The sequence below is a fragment of the Pseudomonas sp. G3-19 genome, from assembly GCF_054855875.1.
The window spans coordinates 4232157-4253762 of record NZ_JBMPIQ010000003.1 but is presented as its reverse complement, the minus strand read 5'-3'; the positions used below and the strand labels follow the sequence as shown (position 1 = coordinate 4253762).

Genomic DNA, 21606 nt, shown 5'->3' with positions numbered 1-21606 from the left:
GTCCCGAACCATTCGGAACAAGCTGTGGATAACTCTGTTGGTAACTTGTTAAGCCTGCTAAGGATTTCTCACCTTGTCGAGCACCGCCAGCGAGCGCGATGCGTTGAGTACGAGGCCGTAACTGAGCTTGTCGTAGGTACGGAACACCATCAGCAGACCGGCCCGTTCATCGGGAATTTTCAGCGGCTGGCCGGTGATCCGGTCGCGCACGGTTTCCCCGGTTTTCATCACCACCAGCACATTGCCTTCGGCCAGACCGTCGCGCTTGCCTTTGTTCAGGGTGACCACGTCCATCACGCCGATCTGCGTGACGCCGCGCGGCACGTCGATGATCAGGCCGTTGATGTTGGTGCTCGGGGCGCTGGGCATGAAAGTCGAATTGATCGAGCGCTCTTCGCCGCTGAACAGACGATCGCCCAGACGTACTTCCTGGGTGGTGCGTTGCAGGGCGAGGGTGGCGACGTCGCCTTCGGTGGCGACGATTTCACCGCCACCGATATCGTCGGCGTTGATCCCGAGGAACTCCTTGGTCTGCGGGTCGGTGTAGACCTTGCCCTGGCGGAAGATGCCGTACACCGGTTGATTCGGATCGAAGTGGCCCCGGGCGAAGATCCGGTCGCCAGTGCCACTCAACACGCGCTCGGCATCGCCGGCGACGATATACGGCGCCTTGTCGAAGTCCTCGACCTTGTCGACGATGCGGTTGCTCAGCAGGAAACTGTTGATTGATTTCAGCGGAATGCTCGGAATCGCCTCGGCCACCGGGCTGGTGCGGATGCGTGGCGACAGCTTGATGGTGCCCCGTGACTCGCCGCGATTGAGGGTCAGCTGCGGCTGGCCGTTGACGTAACGGAGCGTCAGCGTGTCGCCGGGGTAGATCAGGTTGGGGTTTTCGATCTGCGGATTGGCCCGCCACAGCTGTGGCCATTGCCAGGGCTCGCGCAGGTATTTGCCGGAAATGTCCCAGAGGGTGTCTCCCGAAACCACCGTGTATTGCTGTGGAAAACCATCCCTGAGTTGCACTTGCCCTTGCGCAGCCGCGGCCGAAGCCAGAAGCAGCAGGGCGAGTAGTGTTTTCCTCATGCAGCGAATCCCTTTATCATGTGCGTTCGCGTGAACCGTCAGAGCCCCCGTGGCTCGCTACTGCAAATTGCATTAGCTACGCTTCACAACGGTAGCCTGCATCTTCGGACCTGCCAGGCCATCGACCCGACTTTACTCAATACGTGCAGCAATCAGCCTATGGCCATTTTAAACATCCTCGAATTCCCGGACCCGCGTCTGCGTACTATCGCCAAGCCTGTGGCTGTAGTGGACGACGAAGTGCGTCAGTTGGTCGATGACATGTTTGAAACAATGTATGAAGCGCCGGGCATCGGCCTCGCCGCGACCCAGGTCAACGTGCACAAACGTATCGTCGTGATGGACCTTTCCGAAGACCGCACCGAACCCCGGGTGTTCATCAACCCCGAGTTCGAATCGCTGACCGACGAGATGGATCAGTACCAGGAAGGCTGCCTGTCGGTGCCGGGTTTCTACGAAAACGTCGACCGCCCGCAGAAGGTCAAAATCAAGGCGCTGGACCGCGATGGCCAGCCTTACGAACTGATCGCCGAAGGCCTGCTCGCGGTGTGCATCCAGCACGAATGCGACCACCTCAACGGCAAGTTGTTCGTCGATTACCTGTCCACGCTCAAACGCGACCGGATCAAGAAGAAACTGGAAAAGCTGCACCGCCAGAACGCTTGATGCCCCTCTTCAAAGGCTTGCTGCGGCAAGCCTTTTTCTTTTTGTGAGACTCCCTTCATGACTGAGCCAATGCGCATCGTTTTTGCCGGCACCCCGGAATTCGCCGCCGAGCACCTCAAGGCCCTGCTGAACAGCCCTTACGAGATCGTCGCGGTCTACACCCAACCGGATCGTCCGGCCGGTCGCGGGCAAAAACTGATGCCGAGCCCGGTCAAACAGTTGGCCCTGGAAAATAATATCCAGGTGTTGCAGCCGCCGACCCTGCGCAACGCCGATGCTCAAGCCGAGCTCGCCGCGCTGAAACCGGACTTGATGGTGGTGGTCGCCTACGGCCTGATCCTGCCGCAAGCGGTGCTGGATATTCCGCGTCTGGGCTGCATCAACAGCCACGCCTCGCTGCTGCCACGCTGGCGCGGTGCGGCGCCGATCCAGCGCGCCGTGGAACACGGTGATGCCGAAAGCGGCGTGACCGTGATGCGCATGGAAGCCGGCCTCGACACCGGGCCGATGCTGCTCAAGGTCGTGACCCCGATCAGCGCCGACGACACGGGCGGCACGCTGCACGACCGCCTCGCCGAAATGGGCCCGCCCGCCGTGGTTCAGGCAATTGCCGGCCTGGCCGCTGGAACCCTCGAAGGCGAAGTGCAGAACGACGAGCTCGCCACCTACGCCCACAAACTGAACAAGGACGAAGCGCGCCTCGACTGGAGCCGTCCGGCGGTTGAGCTGGAACGTCTGGTGCGTGCTTTCAATCCATGGCCGATTACCCACAGCACCCTCAATGGCGAAGCATTGAAAGTACTGGCCGCGACCCTGGCTGACGGCAAAGGCGCGCCGGGTGAAATCCTCAGCGCCAGCAAGGACGGCCTGATCGTCGCCTGCGGTGAACAGGCGCTGTGCCTGACCCGTCTGCAACTGCCCGGCGGCAAGGCGCTGAACTTCAGCGACCTGTTCAACAGCCGTCGCGAGAAATTTGCCGTCGGCACCGTGCTCGGCGCCGTGGTGGACGCGCAATGAACCCGCGTCTGGCCGCCGCCAAGGCACTCGCAGCCGTGCTCAGCGGCAAGGCTTCGCTGAACAGCTCCCTGCCGGCGCAACTGGACAAGGTCGAGGACCGTGATCGCGGTTTCACCCAGGATCTGGCGTTCGGCACCGCGCGCTGGCAGCCACGGCTGTCGGCGCTGGCGGAAAAACTTTTGCAGAAACCGTTCAAGGCTGCCGACGCCGATGTCGAGGCATTGCTGCTGGTCGGTCTCTATCAACTGCTCTACACCCGCGTGCCGCCGCACGCGGCCATCGGCGAAACCGTCGGTTGCGCGGACAAGCTGAAAAAGCCGTGGGCCAAGGGTTTGCTCAACGCCGTGCTGCGCAATGCCCAGCGCGAAAGCGAGACGATTTTCGCCGAGCTGGAGCGCGATCCGGTGGTGCGCACCGCCCACCCGCGCTGGCTGCAGAAATCCCTGAAAGCCTTCTGGCCGGAACAATGGGAAGCGATCTGCGCGGCGAATAACGCGCACCCGCCGATGATCCTGCGGGTCAACCGCCGGCATCACGGCCGCGATGCCTACCTTGGCTTGCTCAGCGACGCCGGCATCGCTGCCACGCCGTGTGTTTACAGCCGCGACGGCATCGTCCTTGAAGCCGCCGCCGACGTGCGCAGCCTGCCGGGTTTTGCCGAAGGCTGGATCAGCGTGCAGGACGAAGCCGCGCAACTGGCCGCCGATCTGCTCGATCTGGCGCCGGGTCAGCGCGTGCTCGATGCGTGTTGCGCGCCGGGCGGCAAGACCTGTCATATCCTCGAAGCCGAACCGGCGCTGGCCGGCGTGGTGGCGGTGGATCTGGAAGCCAAGCGTCTGGTGCGCGTAAAGGAAAACCTTGAGCGGCTGGGGCTGAGCGCCGAACTGATCGCTGCCGACGGTCGCGATACCGCCGCGTGGTGGGACGGCAAGCCGTTCCAGCGCATCCTGCTCGACGCGCCATGCTCGGCCACCGGCGTGATCCGCCGCCATCCGGACATCAAGCTGACCCGTCAGGCCGACGACATCGCCGCCCTCGCGCTGCTGCAAGGCGAGCTCCTCGACGCCCTGTGGAAAACCCTCGAAGTCGGCGGCATCCTGCTCTACGCCACTTGCTCGACCTTGCCGACCGAGAACACCGAAGTCATTGCCGCGTTCCTTGAGCGTACGCCCGGTGCCCGCGAACTGGATCTGGCCACCACGGCCGGGATCAAACAGCCCCATGGTCGCCAATTGCTGGCCCAGCAGGGCGGGCATGACGGGTTCTACTACGCCAAGCTGATCAAGATCGCTGCCGCGCGCGGCTAAACGGATTCAACGGAGTGACTGGATGAAAATCATCATCCTCGGTGCGGGGCAGGTCGGCGGTTCGCTGGCTGAACACTTGGCGAGCGAAGCCAACGACATCACCGTGGTCGACACCGACGGCGAGCGCCTGCGCGACCTCGGCGACCGCCTCGACATCCGCACCATTCAGGGCCGCGGCTCGCTGCCGTCGGTGTTGCGCCAGGCCGGCGCCGACGATGCCGACATGCTGGTGGCGGTGACCAACAGCGACGAGACCAACATGGTCGCCTGCCAGGTCGCGCACACGCTGTTCCACACCCCGACCAAAATCGCCCGGGTGCGCGAAGCGTCCTACCTCAATCGCGAAGAACAGCTGTTCCAGAACGAAGCGATTCCGGTCGACGTGCTGATCAGCCCCGAGCAGGTGGTGACCAACTACATCAAGCGTCTGATCCAGCATCCGGGCGCGCTGCAAGTGATCGACTTCGCCGAAGGCCAGGCGCAACTGGTGGCGGTGCGCGCCTATTACGGCGGGCCGCTGGTGGGTCAGCAATTGCGCCAGTTGCGCGAGCACATGCCGAATGTCGAGACGCGTGTCGCGGCGATTTTCCGCCGCGACCGGCCGATCCTGCCGCAAGGCGATACGGTGATCGAGGCCGATGACGAAGTCTTCTTCATCGCCGCCCGTGAGAATATTCGCGCGGTGATGAGCGAAATGCGCCGTCTCGACGAAACCTACAAGCGCATCGTGATTGCCGGTGGCGGGCAGATCGGCGAGCGCCTGGCCGAGGCCATCGAAAGCCGCTACCAGGTGAAGATCATCGAGATGAACCCGGCCCGCTGCCGCTATCTCTCCGACACCCTCGACAGCACCGTGGTGCTGCAGGGCAGCGCCTCGGACCGTGATCTGCTGCTGGAAGAGAACATCGCCGACGCCGACATCTTCCTCGCGCTGACCAACGATGACGAAGCCAACATCATGTCGTCGCTGTTGGCCAAACGGCTGGGGGCGAAGAAGGTGATGACGATCATCAACAACCCGGCTTACGTCGATCTGATCCAGGGCGGCGACATCGACATCGCCATCAGCCCGCAACTGGCGACCATCGGCACCTTGCTGGCCCACGTACGCCGTGGCGATATCGTCAGCGTGCACTCATTGCGCCGGGGCGCGGCGGAGGCCATCGAGGCGATTGCCCACGGCGATGCGAAGTCGAGCAAGGTCATCGGCCGGCCGATCGAGAAAATCGGCCTGCCACCGGGCAGCACGATTGGCGCGATCATCCGCAACGAAGAAGTGATCATCGCCCACGACGACACGGTGATCGAAACCGGCGACCATGTGATTCTGTTCCTTGTGGATAAAAAGCATATTCGCGATGTGGAGAAGCTGTTTCATGTGGGGCTCAGCTTCTTCTGATCCAGAAATATCGTCGGTTGTAATGGCCTCTTCGCGAGCAAGCCCGCTCCCACATTTGGAATGCATTCCCCTGTGGGAGCGGGCTTGCTCGCGAAAGCGGTGTAACTGACACCGATCAACACCTGACACTCCACAGAAAAGGACTCCGCCCATGCTCGAATCCCTGGAAAAAATGCTCGCCAAGGGTGTGGATAACTCATTGCTGCGCTTCGGCCTGGGCAAGGGTTATCTGGATCTGGGGGAGAACGCCAAAGCCGCCGAGCATTTCCAGCGCTGTGTCGGTTTCGACCCGAAGTACTCGGCGGCGTGGAAGCTATTGGGCAAGGCGCAACTTGCACTGGGCGATCACGCGGCCGCGCGGCAGGCGTGGGAACAAGGTCTGGAAACCGCCCGCGCCCATGGCGACAAGCAGGCCGAGAAGGAAATGACGGTGTTTCTGAAGAAGCTCGACCGCCAGGCGCAATAAGTTAGAGATAACGCAGGCCGATGCCCTCGGCATCCACCGTCACCACTTCCATTCGCACCCGCGGCGCGCCTGTGGGCAAATCCTGCACCTGGCCATAAACCACCGCACCCTTGGGCAATGACGCCAGACGCGGATGCTGCACATACACGCCGGTGGCCGACAGATTGCGCGTCTGCCCCAGGCATTCGCCGAAGCTGTCGTGGGTGATCTTGATGCGGAAGGATTTGCGTTGTTCGGACATCTTTATGCGCCCTTGAATGAACGGGTTGTGGATAACCTCAAGCAAGATCAAAAGATCACAGCCTTCGGCGTTCCTACAGGTTATCCACAGAGTGTGCCAACTTGCTCAGTACCAGCGCGCTTCGCCCGGTGGGCGTTTCTTGAAGCGCTTCATGCTCCACATGTATTGGCTTGGATACGCGGCAACGTAGCGTTCAACGACTTTGCTCATCGCTGCGCAGGATTCCTCGGTATCGGTGCTGTACATGGCCTCGGGTGCCGCTTCGAGGATCACTTTGTAGCCAGAGCCGTCCGGCAGGCGCAGGGCATGCAGGAACACGCCGACCGCTTTGCCGCCCGCGAGCATGTTCGGCACGAATTTGCTGGTCAATGCCTGGGTGGCGAAGAACGGCACGAAGATCCCTGCGGATTCGGCCGGTTCCGGGTCAGCGGGAATGCCCACTGCACCACCTTTGCGCACTTCCTTGATGACGCTGAGGATGCCTTCCTTGGTGGAGGCAGCGACCTTGTTGCCCAGCTGCACGCGTTGCTTGCGCAGTAATTCATCCACAGCCTTGAGCTTTGGCGGGCGGTAGAAAATGATCGGTTTGCACTGGCTGCAATAGAAGTGGTTCAGCACTTCCCAGTTGCCCAGGTGGCTGGTGATGCCGACCACGCCTTTGCCCGAGGCCAGCGCCTCCTTGAGGATGTCGAGGCCTTCGACTTCGCGCACCAGATCGATGGAACGCTGGGCCGGCCAGATCCAGGCGCAGGCGCTTTCGGTGAGGGATTTACCGATGTCTTTCAGGCTCTGGCCGACCAGGCGCTCACGTTCGGCCGGGTCCATCTGTGGAAAACATTTGGCGAGGTTGATCCGCACCACGTCGCGGGAACGGTTGGGGGTTTTCCACATGATCCAGCCGATCGCCGAACCCACGGCCTGCACGGCCCGCCATGGCAGCAGGGCAAACAGCCGCAGAGCGCCTACCAGCAAGGCGCCTTTAAACTTTTCCACAGGTCACTCCTGATTTTGTGCTGTGCGCGAGGCGGCCATTCTAACCGCCGTTGACCAGCTGCGCGTAGCGGTCACAGTCCTGAGTGTGATCCATGACCATGCCCGAAGCCTGCATCAGTGCGTAGCAAATGGTTGGGCCAACGAAGGTGAAGCCGGCCTTTTTCAGGGCTTTGCTCATCGCCAGCGCTTCGGGGGTGATCGCCGGGACTTCGCTGCGATCCTTGAAATGATTGATGATTGGTCGGCCGCCGACGAACGACCAGAGGAAGGCCTCCGGGTCCTCCAGCGCCAGCCAGGCCTGGGCATTGCGTCGGGCGGCATTGAGTTTGAGGCGGTTGCGGATGATCCCCGGATCGAGCATCAGTTCATCGATTTCGGCGTCGCTCATCTGCGCCACGCGCTGCACGTCGAAGCCGTACAACACCTCGCGGTAGCGCTCGCGTTTGCGCAGCACGGTGATCCACGACAGCCCGGCCTGGAACCCTTCGAGCAAAAGCAACTCGAACAAACCCTGCGCATCGCGTAGCGGCGTGCCCCACTCCTGATCGTGATAAGCCATGTACAGCGGATCTTCGGTACACCAAAAGCAGCGTGGCATAAGGCTCCAGGGGGTGGAGGTGCGACTGAATCGGGTATACTCCCGCTCTTTAAATCGCAGCCCAAGAAACAGGTGAATTTCGTGAGCCAGCCTACGCCAGCCGTGCGTACCTTCCAAGACTTGATCCTCGCGCTCCAGCAATACTGGGCCGAGCAAGGTTGTGTGGTACTTCAGCCCTACGATATGGAAGTAGGCGCCGGCACTTTCCACACCGCGACCTTCCTGCGCGCCATCGGCCCGGAAACCTGGAACGCCGCGTACGTGCAGCCAAGCCGCCGTCCGACTGACGGCCGCTACGGGGAAAACCCGAACCGTCTGCAGCACTACTATCAGTTCCAGGTCGTGCTGAAGCCGAACCCGGACAACTTCCAGGAACTGTACCTGGGCTCGCTCAAGCATGTCGGCCTGGACCCGCTGGTCCACGACATCCGCTTCGTCGAAGACAATTGGGAATCGCCGACCCTCGGCGCCTGGGGTCTGGGCTGGGAAGTCTGGCTCAACGGCATGGAAGTGACCCAGTTCACTTACTTCCAGCAGGCCGGCGGCATCGAGTGCTACCCGGTCACCGGTGAAATCACCTACGGTCTCGAGCGTCTGGCCATGTACCTGCAGGGCGTGGACTCGGTCTACGACCTGGTCTGGGCTGACGGCCCGTTCGGCAAGGTCACCTACGGCGACGTGTTCCACCAGAACGAAGTGGAGCAGTCCACCTACAACTTCGAACACGCCAACGTCGACAAACTGTTCGAACTGTTCGATTTCTATGAAAGCGAAGCCAAGCGCCTGATCGAGCTCGACCAGCCGCTGCCGTTGCCAAGCTACGAAATGGTCCTGAAGGCCTCGCACACCTTCAACCTGCTGGACGCGCGTCGGGCGATCTCGGTGACCGCGCGTCAGCAATACATCCTGCGCGTACGCACCCTGGCGCGTTCCGTTGCGCAAGCCTACCTGCTGGCTCGCGCCAAGCTGGGCTTCCCGATGGCGACCCCGGACCTGCGTGATGAAGTACTGGCCAAGCTGGAGGCTGCACAATGAGTGCGCAAGATTTTCTGGTTGAACTGGGCACCGAAGAACTGCCGCCAAAAGCCCTGAACACCCTGGCTGAAGCGTTCCTCGCCGGTATCGACAAGGGCCTGCAAGCTGCCGGCCTGAGCTACGAAAGCAAAACGGTCTACGCCGCACCGCGTCGTCTGGCGGTGCTGATCACGGCGCTGGCGACCCAGCAACCGGATCGCAGCATCAACCTGGATGGCCCGCCACGTCAGGCCGCCTTCGACGCTGAAGGCAACCCGACTCAGGCAGCCCTGGGCTTCGCCAAGAAGTGCGGCGTCGAGCTGAGCGAAATCGACCAGAGCGGCCCGAAACTGCGTTACAGCCAGAACATCGCCGGCAAGCCAACCGCAAGCCTGCTGCCGACCATCGTCGAAGATTCGCTGAACGACCTGCCGATCCCGAAACGCATGCGTTGGGGTGCGCGCAAGGAAGAGTTCGTGCGTCCGACCCAGTGGCTGGTGATGCTGCTCGGTGACCAGGTCATCGACTGCACCATCCTCGCGCAGAAGGCTGGCCGCGACTCCCGTGGTCACCGTTTCCACCACCCGGAAAGCGTGCGCATCGGTTCGCCGTCGAGCTACCTGGCCGACCTGCGTGCCGCCTACGTGCTGGCCGATGCCAACGAGCGTCGCGAGATCATCAGCAAGCGCACCGAAGAACTGGCGACCCGTCAGGAAGGCACCGCGATCGTGCCGCCGGCGCTGCTCGATGAAGTGACCGCGCTGGTCGAATGGCCGGTGCCGCTGGTGTGCTCGTTCGAGGAACGCTTCCTCGACGTGCCGCAGGAAGCGCTGATCACCACCATGCAGGACAACCAGAAGTACTTCTGCCTGCTGGATGCCGACGGCAAGTTGCTGCCACGGTTCATCACCGTCGCCAACATCGAAAGCAAAGATCCACAGCAGATCATCGCCGGTAACGAGAAAGTGGTTCGCCCACGCCTGACCGACGCCGAGTTCTTCTTCAAGCAAGACAAGAAGCAAAAGCTCGAAGCCTTCAATGATCGCCTGAAGAACGTGGTGTTCCAGGAAAAACTCGGCAGCGTCTACGACAAGGCCGAGCGCGTTTCGAAACTCGCGGCCTACATCGCCGCGCGGATTGGCGGCAACGCTTCCTGGGCGGCCCGTGCCGGCCTGCTGTCGAAGTGCGACCTGGCCACCGAAATGGTCGGCGAGTTCCCGGAGATGCAAGGTGTCGCCGGTTACTACTACGCGCTCAATGACGGCGAGCCGGAAGACGTCGCGCTGGCGCTGAACGAGCAGTACATGCCACGCGGTGCCGGTGCTGAACTGCCGGCGACCTTGACCGGTGCCGCTGTCGCGATCGCCGACAAGCTCGACACCCTGGTCGGCATCTTCGGTATCGGCATGCTGCCGACCGGCAGCAAAGACCCGTATGCCCTGCGCCGTGCGGCCCTCGGCGTGCTGCGCATCCTGATCGAGAAACAACTGGATCTGGACCTGAACGACGCCGTGGCTTTCGCCGTGGCTGCGTTCGGTACCAAGGTCAAGGCTGCCGGTCTGAACGACGCGGTGCTGGAATTCATCTTCGACCGTCTGCGTGCGCGTTACGAAGACGAGGGCGTCGATGTCGCCACTTACCTGTCGGTACGTGCCCTGAAGCCGGGTTCGGCGCTGGACTTCGACCAGCGTGTGCAAGCGGTTCAGGCCTTCCGCAAACTGCCGGAAGCGGCAGCGCTGGCGGCGGTCAACAAGCGTGTATCGAACCTGTTGAGCAAGGTTGAAGGCTCGGTGCCGACCGTGGTCGAGGCCAAGTACTTCGACAACGCCAACGAGTTCTCGCTGTACTCGGCGATCCAGCAAGCGGATCAGGCGGTGCAGCCAATGGCCGCAGCGCGTCAGTACAACGAATCGCTGGCGCGTCTGGCGGCATTGCGTGAGCCGGTGGATGCGTTCTTCGACGCGGTGATGGTCAATGCCGAAGACGCCAAGGTCCGGGCCAACCGCTACGCGCTGCTCGCGCGTCTGCGTGGTCTGTTCCTCGGGGTTGCCGACATTTCGCTGCTGGGTTGAGGGATTGCTGTTGAAACTGCTGATTCTCGATCGGGACGGAGTGATCAATTACGACTCCGACGCTTACATCAAGTCGGTGGAGGAGTGGATTCCACTGCCCGGCTCGATCGAGGCGATTGCGCAGTTGAGCAAGGCCGGCTGGACGGTGGCGGTCGCCACCAACCAGTCGGGCATTGCTCGCGGCTATTACGACCTTGCCACCCTCGACGCCATGCACACGCGCCTGCGCACGCTCGTGGCAGAGCAGGGCGGTGAAGTCGGGCTGATCGTGTACTGCCCGCATGGTCCGGACGAGGGTTGCGATTGCCGCAAGCCGAAGCCGGGGATGTTGCAAACCATCGCGGCGCATTACAACGTGGCGCTGACGAATGTCTGGTTCGTCGGCGACAGCCTTGGTGACCTGGAGGCCGCCAAAGCCGTCGATTCACAGCCCGTTTTGGTAAAGACCGGGAAAGGCGAAAAAACTCTGGGCAAGACCCTTCCGGTCGGCACCCTGATTTTTGACGATCTGGCGGCGATTGCCGCAGAACTTATCCACAACTAGAGTGCTTCTGAAGTTCCTGACCAGGGATTGATCGGGAGTGCGCTTGAACAGTCGGGCATTGCCCGTAACGGTAAACGTCGCCATGTCGATACTGCAGGCCATCAGAATTTTTCTCTTTTACCTGCTGCTGGGCACCACTGCCTTGCTGTGGTGCAGCCTGAGCTTTTTTATCGCGCCCTTTCTGCCGTTCAAGGCGCGCTATCGCTTCATCAACGTGTACTGGTGCCGTTGTGCCTTGTGGTTGACCAAGGTGTTTCTCGGCATTCGTTACGAGATCAAAGGCGCGGAAAACGTGCCGGACCGGCCCTGCGTGATTCAGTCGAACCACCAGAGCACTTGGGAGACGTTCTTTCTCTCTGCTTATTTCTCGCCCTTGAGCCAGGTGCTCAAGCGTGAATTGCTCTACGTACCGTTCTTCGGTTGGGCCATGGCCATGCTGCGGCCGATCGCGATTGACCGCGACAACCCGAAAGCGGCGCTCAAACAAGTCGCGGCCAAGGGCGATGAACTGCTCAAGGACAACGTCTGGGTCTTGATCTTCCCTGAAGGCACCCGGGTTCCCTACGGCACTGTCGGCAAGTTCTCGCGCAGTGGCAGCGCGTTGGCGGTAAATGCGGCGCTTCCGGTGCTGCCGATTGCACACAATGCCGGCAAGTTCTGGCCGAAAATCGGCTGGGGCAAGACGTCGGGTGTGATCACCGTGGTCATCGGCGAGCCGATGTATGCCGAAGGCACTGGTCCGCGCGCCATCGCCGAGCTGAACGACCGGGTACAGGCCTGGAACGAACAGACCCAGCGCGAAATGGGTTCGCTGCCACCAGCACCGCAGGCGCCTGCCGCGAATGATCAGGTGGCTGTCTGAGATTTTGTGGATAACCTGTGTACGGTTTTGTTGAAAAAGCCTGAATATTGAAAGTAACCAATTGATTTACTTATATATTTCTCAAGCTCATAAAACACCGTAAAAGGTGCATAAGTTTTTTTCGGAAGTAAAAAAACCGGCTGATATAGCCGGTTTTTTTGTGCCTGTTCACTCGCAGATAAGCGGTAACTGCAGCCGGAACGTGGTGCCTTGATCGACGATACTGTGGCACTCGATGTTACCGCCATGATGGTCGACTACTGCCTTGACCATCGACAGCCCCAACCCGACGCCATCAATCCCCTGCGCCGACGAAAAGCGCCGGTACTGGGTGAACAGATCCGGCAGCTCCTCGGCGGCAATGCCTTTGCCCTGATCGGTCAATTCACAGCATAGCCACTCACCCTGGCAACTGACGTTCAACTTGATCGTGGTACCGACCGGGCTGTACTTGATGGCGTTCTCCAGCAGGTTGAACAAGGCGCGGGTCAGCAGGCCCTGGTCAGCGTTGATCAGACGCTCCTGGGATTGTTCGTCCATCGTGTGCAGCAGTTTGATGCTTTTCTGCTGAGCAATGGGCAGCGCCTGATCCAGTACGTCCAGCACCAGCATCGCGAACAGACTGGGCTGGAACTGATAAGCCTCGGACTCGGCTCGCGCCAGCAGAACAAAACCGTCAGTCAGATCGAGCGCCCGGCGTACCTGGCGCTCGATCTGCTCGAACAGCGGTGAATCCGCGCCGGCTTGATGGCGATGTACATCGAGCAGGGCCAAAATCGCCGAATGCGGGGCGCGCAGATCGTGGGAAAGGAACCGCAGCAAGACCCCACGCTGTTCTTCTGCGGCGCGTTCGGCGCTCAGATCGGTGAGGCTCAGCAGCCAGCCGATGGGAGTATCGCCATCCACCGGCAGCAAAGCCGCCCGTTCCAGACGCAAACTGCGTTCCTTGTGATCGCGAAACTCCAGCAGCGTCAGGTCCGACAGCGCCGGGCGTGGTTCTGTGGACAATTCCGGATAACCGAGGCGGGCCAGTTGCTCGAGAACATAGTCACCGACCAGCGGGTCATCGAACAATACCCGGGCCTTGCGGTTTCCCAGCAGAATCTGCCCCTTGGGATCGCTGATCAGCGTCGCCACCGGCAGGTATTCCAGACCGTCGGCAATGAAACGCCGGGTATCGCGGGTGCGGCTCATGGCTTGCTCCAGTGCCATGATCTGGCCCTGCAGCTGATCAGCGCTGGTGAATTGCGCACGGCGCCGCTCGGGAAATACTTTCGGCTCGCGGTCCAGTCGGGCCAGCTCCCAGCCAAAATACGTCAGCACCACACTCAGGCGCCGCCAGTTCCAGATCAGGTAGCCGAACAACATGCCCAGCGCCGCTGGAGTCGGTGACCACCAGTGTCGAACTTCCGCCAGCCCGGCGCTAGCCAGCAGCACACAAGCCACACCGCACGATGTCACCCAGATCGCCCAGCGCGGGCGCCACAGCAGCAATCCGAGTACGCAGGCTACCAGCCCTACCGAAAGCAACGCGCTCCACATCGGTACCACGTCGTGCAGATTGATCTGCGCGCGATACGACAACAAGGCAGTCAGCGGCAACAGCACTAGACTTATCCACAACCACTCACGCACCAGCCGTCGAAACAGACGCTGGACCTGACTTGGCTCGCGGCTTTCACGCCGACGCGGGCTATTCATGACAAACAGGGCAGGGGACAGTGAATGGTTTCATGGGCCACAGGTCTGAGGATGTAGATCCGAAGAATCATAGCGGACGTCGACCGATGGTGGACTGCTTACTTTTACCGCACAGGCCGAGCCTTCAGGGTTGCCGGCCACTGCTCAAGCAACAAGGAACCCACGCGTATGCGCGTTGCGATACTGGACGATGAACCCGCCGAACTGCGTCGGGTCGAGCAAACCCTGCAGCAGATGGCTGCGGAGGGAGACCAGCCTTGGTCGTTGCACAGCTTTGAACGGGGCGAGGACCTGTTGCGCCAATTGCGCCGGGACACCTTCGACCTGCTGATCCTCGACTGGCAACTGCCCGACCTGTCCGGCCTGGCACTCCTGCGCTGGACCCGCGAACACATGGAGGCGCCGCCCGCCGCAATCATGCTGACCAGCCGCGACGGCGAGAGCGATATCGTCCAGGCGCTGAACGCCGGTGCCGACGATTACGTCAGCAAACCGTTCCGCCCCAACGAGCTGAAAGCCCGAGTCGCCGCCGTACTGCGCCGGCACAGCCAGCAACGTAGCAGCGCTGCTGAAGTCCTGAGTTTCAATGACCTGACCTTCGACGACGCCGAACTGAGCGTCACCCGCGAGGGCAAGGCAGTGGTCATGACGGAGCGTGAATACCGCTTGGCGCGCTGCCTGTTCAGTAACTTGGGTCGGCCATTGTCGCGGGAGTACCTGTACGAACGCTTCTGGCCCCACGAAGAAGTGGCGTCGTCACGGCCGCTGGATACGCACATCTATCGCCTGCGCAACAAGCTGGGGCTGACGGCGGATCGGGGTTGGCAGTTGCTGACGATTTATGGGTATGGGTATCGGTTGGAGAGTGTGACGGTTGCATCCGAGTAAAAATCAAAAGATCGCGGCCTGCGGCAGCTCCTACCGGTAATCCATCTGGAGCTGCCGTAGGCTGCGATCTTTTGATCTGCCAATAAAAAGGCCAACGCATGAGCGTTGGCCTTTTTATTTGCCGCCGACCAGGATCAGAAATCCAGGTTCGAAACCGCCAGCGCATTGCTCTCGATGAAGTCACGGCGAGGTTCGACCGCATCACCCATCAGGGTGTTGAAGATCTGGTCTGCGCCAATGGCGTCTTCGATGGTGACTTTCAGCATGCGGCGCACGCTTGGGTCCATGGTGGTTTCCCACAGCTGATCCGGGTTCATTTCACCCAGACCTTTGTAGCGCTGGATGGTGTGGCGCTTGGTGCTTTCGGCCATCAGCCAGTCGAGGGCTTCCTTGAACTCGGTGACCGCTTTCTTGCGCTCGCCACGCTGGATGTACGCGCCTTCGTCGAGCAGGGTGCTCAGTTGAGCGCCGAGGGTGACGACGGTCTTGTAGTCGTTGCTGCCGAAGAAGTCGCGGTTGAAGGTGACGTAGTTCGACAGGCCGTGGGAGATCAGCTCGACCTCTGGCAACCAAACGCCACGTTCACGATCTTCACGCAGGCTGGCCTTGTAGACCAGGCCCGACTTCTCGACGGTGCGCAGACGCACTTCGTACTGAGCCAGCCAGTCCTGCATCTTGGCGTGGTCGCCGAGCATTTCCAGGCTCACGGCCGGCAGGTAGATGAAGTGTTCGGTCAGTTCCTGCGGGTACAGGCGCGACAGACGCTTGAGGGTCTTCATCACCATGCGGAAGTCGTTCACCAGACGCTCGAGCGCTTCACCGGAAATGCCCGGGGCCTCTTCGTTCAGGTGCAGGCTCGCATCTTCCAGGGCCGACTGCGTCATGTACTCTTCCATGGCGTCGTCGTCTTTGATGTATTGCTCTTGCTTGCCTTTCTTGACCTTGTACAGCGGCGGCTGGGCGATGTAGATGTAGCCGCGCTCGATCAGCTCCGGCAACTGACGGAAGAAGAAGGTCAGCAGCAGGGTACGGATGTGCGAACCGTCGACGTCAGCATCGGTCATGATGATGATGTTGTGATAGCGCAGCTTGTCGATGTTGTACTCTTCGCGACCGATACCGCAGCCGAGTGCAGTGATCAGCGTGCCCACTTCCTGGGACGAGATCATCTTGTCGAAGCGTGCTTTCTCGACGTTGAGGATCTTGCCCTTCAGCGGCAGGATCGCCTGGGTCTTGCGGTTACGTCCCTGCTTGGCAGAGCCGCCCGCGGAGTCACCTTCCACGAGGTACAGTTCGGACAGCGCAGGATCTTTTTCCTGGCAATCAGCGAGCTTGCCCGGCAGGCCGGCGATGTCCAGCGCGCCTTTGCGGCGGGTCATCTCACGGGCCTTGCGCGCCGCTTCACGGGCACGCGCCGCGTCGATCATCTTGCCGACGACCAGCTTGGCTTCGTTCGGGTTTTCCAGCAGGAAGTCGGAGAAGTACTTGCCCATCTCCTGCTCGACCGCGGTCTTCACTTCGGAAGACACCAGCTTGTCTTTGGTCTGCGAGCTGAACTTCGGATCCGGCACTTTCACCGAAATGATCGCGGTCAGGCCTTCACGGGCATCGTCACCGGTGGTCGCGACTTTGTGCTTCTTCGCCAGACCTTCTTGCTCGATGTAGTTGTTCAGGTTACGCGTCAGTGCGGAACGGAAACCCACCAGGTGAGTACCGCCGTCGCGCTGTGGAATGTTGTTGGTGAAGCACAACAGGTTCTCGTTGAAGCTGTCATTCCACTGCAGGGCGATTTCCACGCCGATGCCGTCTTCACGCTGGATGTTGAAGTGGAACACCTGGTTGACCGCAGTCTTGTTGGTGTTCAGGTATTCAACGAACGCACGCAGGCCGCCTTCGTACTTGAACAGCTCTTCCTTGCCGCTGCGCTCATCCTTGAGGACGATGCCGACACCGGAGTTGAGGAAGGACAGTTCACGAATGCGCTTGGCCAGGATGTCCCAGCTGAAGTGAATATTCTTGAAGGTTTCGCTGGAAGCCTTGAAGTGGATCTGGGTACCTGTGGTTTCACTGTCGCCAACGATTGCCATAGGAGCCTGAGGCACACCGTGGACGTAGGTCTGTTCCCAGATCTTGCCGCTGCGGCGTACGGTCAGTACCAACTCTTCGGACAGGGCGTTCACTACCGACACACCTACACCGTGCAGACCGCCGGATACCTTGTAGGAGTTATCGTCGAACTTACCGCCAGCGTGGAGGACGGTCATGATGACCTCAGCGGCGGAAACGCCTTCCTCTTTGTGCACGTCTACCGGGATGCCACGGCCGTTGTCTTTGACGGTGATGGACTCATCCGGGTGAATGATGATGCTGATGTCGTCGCAGTGGCCGGCGAGGGCTTCGTCGATCGAGTTGTCGACCACCTCGAACACCATGTGGTGCAGACCGCTGCCATCGTCGGTGTCACCAATGTACATACCGGGACGTTTGCGTACGGCATCCAGGCCTTTCAGCACTTTAATGCTCGTTGAGTCGTACGTATTTTCTTCGCTCAATGCCTTCACTCCCGATGGTCGTGGGTCTGGGTGATACGGCCCTGTTCCACGTGGAACAGAGCGACTGGCGTTTCCGTCTGCCAGCCTTCCCTCAATAATTCGTGATCTACACAGGTGATAAAGACCTGGCAGCGTAAGTCTTCCAGCAAACGGCACAGCGCGCGACGGTGGCTCTCGTCCAGCTCGGACGGCAAGTCATCCACCAGATAAATACACTGACCGCGTCGGGCCTGGCTCACCAGATGCCCCTGGGCAATTCGCAAGGCACAAACCACCAGCTTCTGCTGACCCCGGGACAAGATGTCCGCGGCGTTGTGTGCGCCCAATCTAAGGCGCAAGTCAGCGCGTTGCGGTCCGGCCTGGGTATGACCCATTTGCTGGTCCCGTTGCACGGAGCCAGCCAGTACGGCACTCAATTCCCGGTCCTTGTCCCAGCCTCGGTAATAGCTGAGCGTCAAACCTTCAAGCTCAACCAGTTCGCTCAAGGTTTGTTCAAAGACTGGTTTCAAGGCTTTGATGTAAGCGCGGCGGTATTCATCGATTTCAGCGCTGGCCTGGCACAGTTCCCTGTCCCAAACCGCTTGCGAAACGGCGTCAAGTGTACCATGCCGCAGCCAGGAGTTTCTCTGGCGCAAGGCCTTCTGCAAACGCTGCCAGGTCGCCATGAAACGCGGTTCGACGTGGAACACGCCCCAATCGAGAAACTGCCGGCGAATCTTCGGCGCACCTTCGAGCAGGCGGAAGCTGTCGGGGTTGATCAGTTGCAATGGCAGGATCTCGGCCAGTTGCGCGGCACTGCGAGCGTTCTGCCCGTCGATGCGGATCTGGAACTCGCCCTGACGGTCGCGAGATATCCCCAACGCACTGTGACCACCCTCGGCCAATTCGACCTGACCGAACACGGTGCAGGCGAGTTGCTCGTACTGGATGACCGGCAACAGCCGCGTGCTACGAAACGAACGGGCAAGCCCCAGCAGATGAATGGCTTCCAGAACACTGGTTTTGCCGCTGCCGTTGGCGCCGTAAAGAATGTTGATGCGGGGGGAGGGGGAGAAGGTCACCGGGTGCAGATTACGCACCGCGGTGACCGAAACACGACTTAAGGACATCCAGAATCAGCTGATTACAGACGCATCGGCATGACAACATAAGCCGAGTCGTCATTGTCGGACTCTTGCACCAGCGCACTGCTGTTGGAGTCGGACAGGATCAGGCGAACCTGTTCGGTGGTCATCACGCCCAGCACGTCGAGCAGGTAGCTCACGTTGAAGCCGATTTCCAGCGAACCGCCGTTGTATTCAACGCCCACTTCTTCTTCCGCTTCTTCCTGCTCCGGGTTGTTGGCCTGGATCTTCAACTGACCATTGGCCAGTTGCAGACGGATGCCGCGGTACTTCTCGTTGGACAGAATCGCGGTACGGCTGAACGCTTCACGCAGGGCCTGACGATCGCCGAGTACCAGCTTGTCGCCACCCTTCGGCAGAACGCGCTCGTAATCCGGGAACTTGCCGTCGACCAACTTCGAGGTGAAGGTGAATTCGCCGGTGGTGGCGCGGATGTGGTGCTGACCCAGAACGATGCTGACGTTGCCATCCGGCTCGGTGAGCAGACGCGCCAGTTCCAGAATGCCTTTGCGTGGCACGATCACCTGGTGACGATCCGGCTGACCGATATCGGCCTGCATCGAGCACATGGCCAGACGGTGACCGTCGGTTGCCACGGCGCGGATCACACCGGCCGAGACTTCCAGCAGCATACCGTTGAGGTAGTAGCGCACATCCTGCTGGGCCATGGCGAAGCTGGTGCGTTCGATCAGGCGACGCAGTTTGCTCTGCTCCAGGCTGCAGGTCAGCGAACCCGGGCCTTCTTCAACCGTCGGGAAATCATTGGCGGGCAGGGTCGACAGGGTGAAACGGCTACGGCCGGCCTTCACGACCAGCTTCTGCTCGTCGACCTTGATGTCGATCAGCGCGTCGTTGGGCAGGCTCTTGCAGATGTCCATCAGCTTGCGCGCAGGCACGGTGATGGAGCCGGTTTCAGCCGGCTCTTCGAGTTGCACGCGACCGACCAGCTCGACTTCCAGATCGGTACCGGTCAGCGACAGTTGCTGGCCATCGACGACCAACAGCACGTTGGACAGTACCGGCAAGGTCTGTCGGCGCTCGACGACGCCTGCGACCAGTTGCAGGGGTTTCAACAGGGCTTCGCGTTGAATGGTGAAATGCATGGTCTAGTCCCTTGCCTTAATAAGCTGCGCTGGAGTTCATCAAGTGGTCAGTGTACGCAGCAGGTTCTTGTAGTCCTCGCGGATGTCCGCGTCGGATTCCTTAAGTTCGTTGATCTTGCGGCAGGCGTGCAACACCGTCGTGTGGTCGCGACCACCAAACACATCGCCGATTTCCGGCAGGCTGTGGTTGGTCAGCTCCTTGGACAATGCCATGGCCACCTGACGCGGACGTGCCACCGAGCGCGAACGACGCTTTGACAGCAGGTCGGAAATCTTGATCTTGTAGTACTCGGCGACAGTGCGCTGAATGTTATCCACAGAGACCAGTTTGTCCTGCAGTGCCAACAAGTCTTTCAGGGATTCGCGGATCAACTCGATGGTGATGTCGCGGCCCATGAAGTGCGAGTGGGCGATCACGCGTTTCAGCGCACCTTCCAGCTCACGGACGTTGGAACGAATTCGCTGGGCGATAAAGAACGCCGCATCGTGAGGCAACTCGACTTTGGCCTGGTCGGCCTTCTTCATCAAGATCGCCACACGGGTTTCCAGCTCCGGCGGCTCGACGGCAACCGTCAGGCCCCAACCGAAGCGGGATTTGAGGCGCTCTTCAAGGCCTTCGATTTCTTTCGGGTAGCGGTCACTGGTAAGAATGACCTGCTGGCCACCTTCAAGCAGGGCGTTGAAGGTGTGGAAAAACTCTTCCTGGGAACGCTCTTTACGGGCGAAGAACTGAATATCGTCGATCAGCAGAGCGTCCACCGAACGGTAGAAACGCTTGAACTCGTTGATCGCGTTCAGTTGCAGCGCCTTGACCATGTCGGCCACGAAGCGCTCGGAATGCAGGTACACAACCTTGGCATTCGGGTTCTTCTTTAATAAATGGTTACCCACTGCGTGCATCAAGTGAGTTTTACCCAGGCCGACGCCGCCATAAAGGAACAGCGGGTTGTAACCGTGCTTGGGATTGTCCGCCACCTGCCAGGCTGCCGCGCGGGCGAGCTGGTTGGACTTGCCTTCGACGAAATTCTCGAAGGTGAAGGTGCGGTTCAGGTAACTGGTGTGCTTGAGCGCGCCTTCGACCTGAACGGTGCGCTGTTCGGCGCGAACCGGGGCCTGTTGCGAGGCCGCACCGGCCATCGGGTCAAAGCTGTCGCGGGACGGCTCTTCACTGACTTCCTCGGTTTTCTGCGTCGAGCGCTTGGCCGGAGCTGCACTTGGAGCGGGTGCTGGCGCACTGGCCGGCACGGTATTGGCCTGAGCCTGGGACACCTGCGCAGCGGCCAACGGCGCGTTCGGCGCGGCACGCGGTGCCGAGCTGCGTTTGCTGCCTATTAATAAGGAAAGCGCTGGCGCCATGCCGTTGCCGTGCTCATCCAGCAGTTCAAGGACGCGACCGAGGTACTTTTCGTTGACCCAGTCCAGCACAAAACGGTTCGGTGCGTAGACGCGCAACTCGTCGCCTTCGGCTTCGACCTGTAGTGGACGGATCCAGGTGTTGAATTGTTGGGCAGGCAGCTCCTCGCGCAAAAGCTCCACGCACTGCTGCCAAAGTTCCACTGACACGGATATCCCCTAAGTTGAAAGCCGGTGAGGCAAAAACAAGCGGCCATTGTAGCGGCGAGCCGTCCACTTATCCACATGCAGGTTGTGTGGTGACCATGATTAATCAATGCGTTAACCGGTAAAAAGGCGACCAACGGTGTGTGCATAAGCTCTGTGGATAACCGCCTCTGAGGGCACTGGACAACTGGGGGTGGAACTCGGTGGATAACCAGCCTGTGGATAACAGGCCATTCCACACACAGGTTATCCGACAGCGCAGCACAGGCTGAACACGGTTTTCCACTGTAGTTGTCATTCTCTGTACATCACGCTCTACAAGGGCTGAAGGTGGTTATCCACAGAAGACGGCTGCCCTAGCTTTTACAAGCTTTACAGAAAAGCTTTAAATAATTCCCTTCTTTATTTTTATGTCT

Annotated in this window: 19 protein-coding genes; 10 read left to right on the top strand and 9 right to left on the bottom strand. The window is 60.4% G+C overall.

Annotated features, from left to right (window positions below; genetic code table 11):
* Nucleotides 1–57: 57 nt before the first annotated feature.
* Nucleotides 58–1083 carry a LysM peptidoglycan-binding domain-containing protein gene (locus tag ACOYXI_RS19545; RefSeq protein ID WP_135294654.1) on the bottom strand — a complete coding sequence of 342 codons (1026 nt, stop codon included), beginning with the start codon at nucleotides 1081–1083 and terminating at the stop codon, nucleotides 58–60.
* Nucleotides 1084–1242: 159 nt separating this feature from the next.
* Here ACOYXI_RS19545 and def point away from each other — a divergent pair, with 159 nt between their 5' ends.
* From def to ACOYXI_RS19520, 5 genes are all read left to right on the top strand, one after another.
* Complete coding sequence (gene def, locus ACOYXI_RS19540) at nucleotides 1243–1749, top strand: peptide deformylase (RefSeq protein WP_027610272.1); 507 nt, start codon at nucleotides 1243–1245, stop codon at nucleotides 1747–1749.
* A gap of 57 nt (nucleotides 1750–1806) precedes the next feature.
* Nucleotides 1807–2766: a methionyl-tRNA formyltransferase gene (fmt, locus tag ACOYXI_RS19535; protein ID WP_461675190.1), complete on the top strand. Its 960-nt coding sequence runs from the start codon at nucleotides 1807–1809 to the stop codon at nucleotides 2764–2766.
* A complete protein-coding gene (gene rsmB / locus ACOYXI_RS19530) occupies nucleotides 2763–4073 on the top strand; it encodes a 16S rRNA (cytosine(967)-C(5))-methyltransferase RsmB (protein ID WP_461675189.1) in 1311 nt (436 codons plus the stop codon). Before fmt ends, rsmB begins: the two co-directional genes overlap by 4 nt.
* 22 nt (nucleotides 4074–4095) lie before the next feature.
* Nucleotides 4096–5472 (top strand): Trk system potassium transporter TrkA, encoded by a 1377-nt coding sequence (gene trkA / locus ACOYXI_RS19525; RefSeq protein ID WP_003220233.1) that lies wholly within the window; start codon nucleotides 4096–4098, stop codon nucleotides 5470–5472.
* A 151-nt stretch (nucleotides 5473–5623) separates the two neighbouring features.
* Nucleotides 5624–5938, top strand: a complete 315-nt coding sequence (locus ACOYXI_RS19520; protein WP_461675188.1) for a tetratricopeptide repeat protein — start codon at nucleotides 5624–5626, stop codon at nucleotides 5936–5938.
* Nucleotide 5939: 1 nt separating this feature from the next.
* On the opposite strand, the gene ACOYXI_RS19515 is transcribed toward ACOYXI_RS19520, so the two are convergent.
* The 3 genes from ACOYXI_RS19515 to ACOYXI_RS19505 all read right to left on the bottom strand — a co-directional run bounded on the left by ACOYXI_RS19515 (nucleotide 5940) and on the right by ACOYXI_RS19505 (nucleotide 7770).
* The gene (locus ACOYXI_RS19515) at nucleotides 5940–6179 is read right to left on the bottom strand and encodes a PilZ domain-containing protein (RefSeq protein ID WP_007960749.1); all 240 of its coding nucleotides are present in this window, start codon (nucleotides 6177–6179) and stop codon (nucleotides 5940–5942) included.
* Between the two features lie 105 nt (nucleotides 6180–6284).
* Complete coding sequence (locus tag ACOYXI_RS19510) at nucleotides 6285–7172, bottom strand: lysophospholipid acyltransferase (protein ID WP_003220227.1); 888 nt, start codon at nucleotides 7170–7172, stop codon at nucleotides 6285–6287.
* A gap of 40 nt (nucleotides 7173–7212) precedes the next feature.
* On the bottom strand, nucleotides 7213–7770 hold the full coding sequence (locus tag ACOYXI_RS19505) for a DNA-3-methyladenine glycosylase I (RefSeq protein WP_210556211.1): 558 nt from the start codon (nucleotides 7768–7770) through the stop codon (nucleotides 7213–7215).
* Between the two features lie 81 nt (nucleotides 7771–7851).
* Here ACOYXI_RS19505 and glyQ point away from each other — a divergent pair, with 81 nt between their 5' ends.
* The 4 genes from glyQ to ACOYXI_RS19485 all read left to right on the top strand — a co-directional run bounded on the left by glyQ (nucleotide 7852) and on the right by ACOYXI_RS19485 (nucleotide 12262).
* Nucleotides 7852–8805 carry a glycine--tRNA ligase subunit alpha gene (gene glyQ, locus ACOYXI_RS19500; protein ID WP_003187265.1) on the top strand — a complete coding sequence of 318 codons (954 nt, stop codon included), beginning with the start codon at nucleotides 7852–7854 and terminating at the stop codon, nucleotides 8803–8805.
* Nucleotides 8802–10856, top strand: a complete 2055-nt coding sequence (gene glyS, locus ACOYXI_RS19495) for a glycine--tRNA ligase subunit beta (protein ID WP_103367979.1) — start codon at nucleotides 8802–8804, stop codon at nucleotides 10854–10856. Before glyQ ends, glyS begins: the two co-directional genes overlap by 4 nt.
* 4 nt (nucleotides 10857–10860) lie before the next feature.
* Nucleotides 10861–11400 carry a D-glycero-beta-D-manno-heptose 1,7-bisphosphate 7-phosphatase gene (gene gmhB / locus ACOYXI_RS19490; RefSeq protein WP_167734075.1) on the top strand — a complete coding sequence of 180 codons (540 nt, stop codon included), beginning with the start codon at nucleotides 10861–10863 and terminating at the stop codon, nucleotides 11398–11400.
* An 82-nt stretch (nucleotides 11401–11482) separates the two neighbouring features.
* Nucleotides 11483–12262, top strand: a complete 780-nt coding sequence (locus ACOYXI_RS19485) for a lysophospholipid acyltransferase family protein (protein WP_098966425.1) — start codon at nucleotides 11483–11485, stop codon at nucleotides 12260–12262.
* Nucleotides 12263–12430: 168 nt separating this feature from the next.
* Here the strand turns inward: ACOYXI_RS19485 and ACOYXI_RS19480 are convergent, their stop codons facing one another.
* Complete coding sequence (locus ACOYXI_RS19480) at nucleotides 12431–13963, bottom strand: sensor histidine kinase (RefSeq protein WP_098966423.1); 1533 nt, start codon at nucleotides 13961–13963, stop codon at nucleotides 12431–12433.
* A gap of 168 nt (nucleotides 13964–14131) precedes the next feature.
* On the opposite strand from ACOYXI_RS19480, the gene ACOYXI_RS19475 reads away from it, so the two are divergent.
* On the top strand, nucleotides 14132–14851 hold the full coding sequence (locus tag ACOYXI_RS19475) for a response regulator transcription factor (protein ID WP_134785067.1): 720 nt from the start codon (nucleotides 14132–14134) through the stop codon (nucleotides 14849–14851).
* Nucleotides 14852–14985: 134 nt separating this feature from the next.
* Here the strand turns inward: ACOYXI_RS19475 and gyrB are convergent, their stop codons facing one another.
* The 4 genes from gyrB to dnaA are packed head-to-tail and all read right to left on the bottom strand — an operon-like array spanning nucleotide 14986 to nucleotide 21193.
* On the bottom strand, nucleotides 14986–17403 hold the full coding sequence (gene gyrB, locus ACOYXI_RS19470; protein ID WP_007960764.1) for a DNA topoisomerase (ATP-hydrolyzing) subunit B: 2418 nt from the start codon (nucleotides 17401–17403) through the stop codon (nucleotides 14986–14988).
* A gap of 5 nt (nucleotides 17404–17408) precedes the next feature.
* Nucleotides 17409–18512 (bottom strand): DNA replication/repair protein RecF, encoded by a 1104-nt coding sequence (gene recF, locus ACOYXI_RS19465; protein ID WP_003220208.1) that lies wholly within the window; start codon nucleotides 18510–18512, stop codon nucleotides 17409–17411.
* A gap of 14 nt (nucleotides 18513–18526) precedes the next feature.
* Nucleotides 18527–19630: a DNA polymerase III subunit beta gene (dnaN, locus tag ACOYXI_RS19460; protein WP_003220202.1), complete on the bottom strand. Its 1104-nt coding sequence runs from the start codon at nucleotides 19628–19630 to the stop codon at nucleotides 18527–18529.
* Between the two features lie 39 nt (nucleotides 19631–19669).
* Nucleotides 19670–21193, bottom strand: a complete 1524-nt coding sequence (dnaA, locus tag ACOYXI_RS19455) for a chromosomal replication initiator protein DnaA (protein ID WP_095139791.1) — start codon at nucleotides 21191–21193, stop codon at nucleotides 19670–19672.
* Between the last annotated feature and the right edge of the window lie 413 nt (nucleotides 21194–21606).

What these genes read in the sequence shown, in the direction of transcription:
- trkA (WP_003220233.1), top strand. Translation starts at nt 4,096, where the DNA reads ATGAAAATCATCATCCTCGGTGCGGGGCAGGTCGGCGGTTCGCTGGCT.
- def (WP_027610272.1), top strand. Translation starts at nt 1,243, where the DNA reads ATGGCCATTTTAAACATCCTCGAATTCCCGGACCCGCGTCTGCGTACT.
- rsmB (WP_461675189.1), top strand. Translation starts at nt 2,763, where the DNA reads ATGAACCCGCGTCTGGCCGCCGCCAAGGCACTCGCAGCCGTGCTCAGC.
- ACOYXI_RS19505 (WP_210556211.1), bottom strand. Translation starts at nt 7,770, where the DNA reads ATGCCACGCTGCTTTTGGTGTACCGAAGATCCGCTGTACATGGCTTAT.
- fmt (WP_461675190.1), top strand. Translation starts at nt 1,807, where the DNA reads ATGACTGAGCCAATGCGCATCGTTTTTGCCGGCACCCCGGAATTCGCC.
- ACOYXI_RS19485 (WP_098966425.1), top strand. Translation starts at nt 11,483, where the DNA reads ATGTCGATACTGCAGGCCATCAGAATTTTTCTCTTTTACCTGCTGCTG.
- ACOYXI_RS19520 (WP_461675188.1), top strand. Translation starts at nt 5,624, where the DNA reads ATGCTCGAATCCCTGGAAAAAATGCTCGCCAAGGGTGTGGATAACTCA.
- glyS (WP_103367979.1), top strand. Translation starts at nt 8,802, where the DNA reads ATGAGTGCGCAAGATTTTCTGGTTGAACTGGGCACCGAAGAACTGCCG.
- ACOYXI_RS19515 (WP_007960749.1), bottom strand. Translation starts at nt 6,179, where the DNA reads ATGTCCGAACAACGCAAATCCTTCCGCATCAAGATCACCCACGACAGC.
- dnaN (WP_003220202.1), bottom strand. Translation starts at nt 19,630, where the DNA reads ATGCATTTCACCATTCAACGCGAAGCCCTGTTGAAACCCCTGCAACTG.
- ACOYXI_RS19545 (WP_135294654.1), bottom strand. Translation starts at nt 1,083, where the DNA reads ATGAGGAAAACACTACTCGCCCTGCTGCTTCTGGCTTCGGCCGCGGCT.
- ACOYXI_RS19480 (WP_098966423.1), bottom strand. Translation starts at nt 13,963, where the DNA reads ATGAATAGCCCGCGTCGGCGTGAAAGCCGCGAGCCAAGTCAGGTCCAG.
- recF (WP_003220208.1), bottom strand. Translation starts at nt 18,512, where the DNA reads ATGTCCTTAAGTCGTGTTTCGGTCACCGCGGTGCGTAATCTGCACCCG.
- ACOYXI_RS19475 (WP_134785067.1), top strand. Translation starts at nt 14,132, where the DNA reads ATGCGCGTTGCGATACTGGACGATGAACCCGCCGAACTGCGTCGGGTC.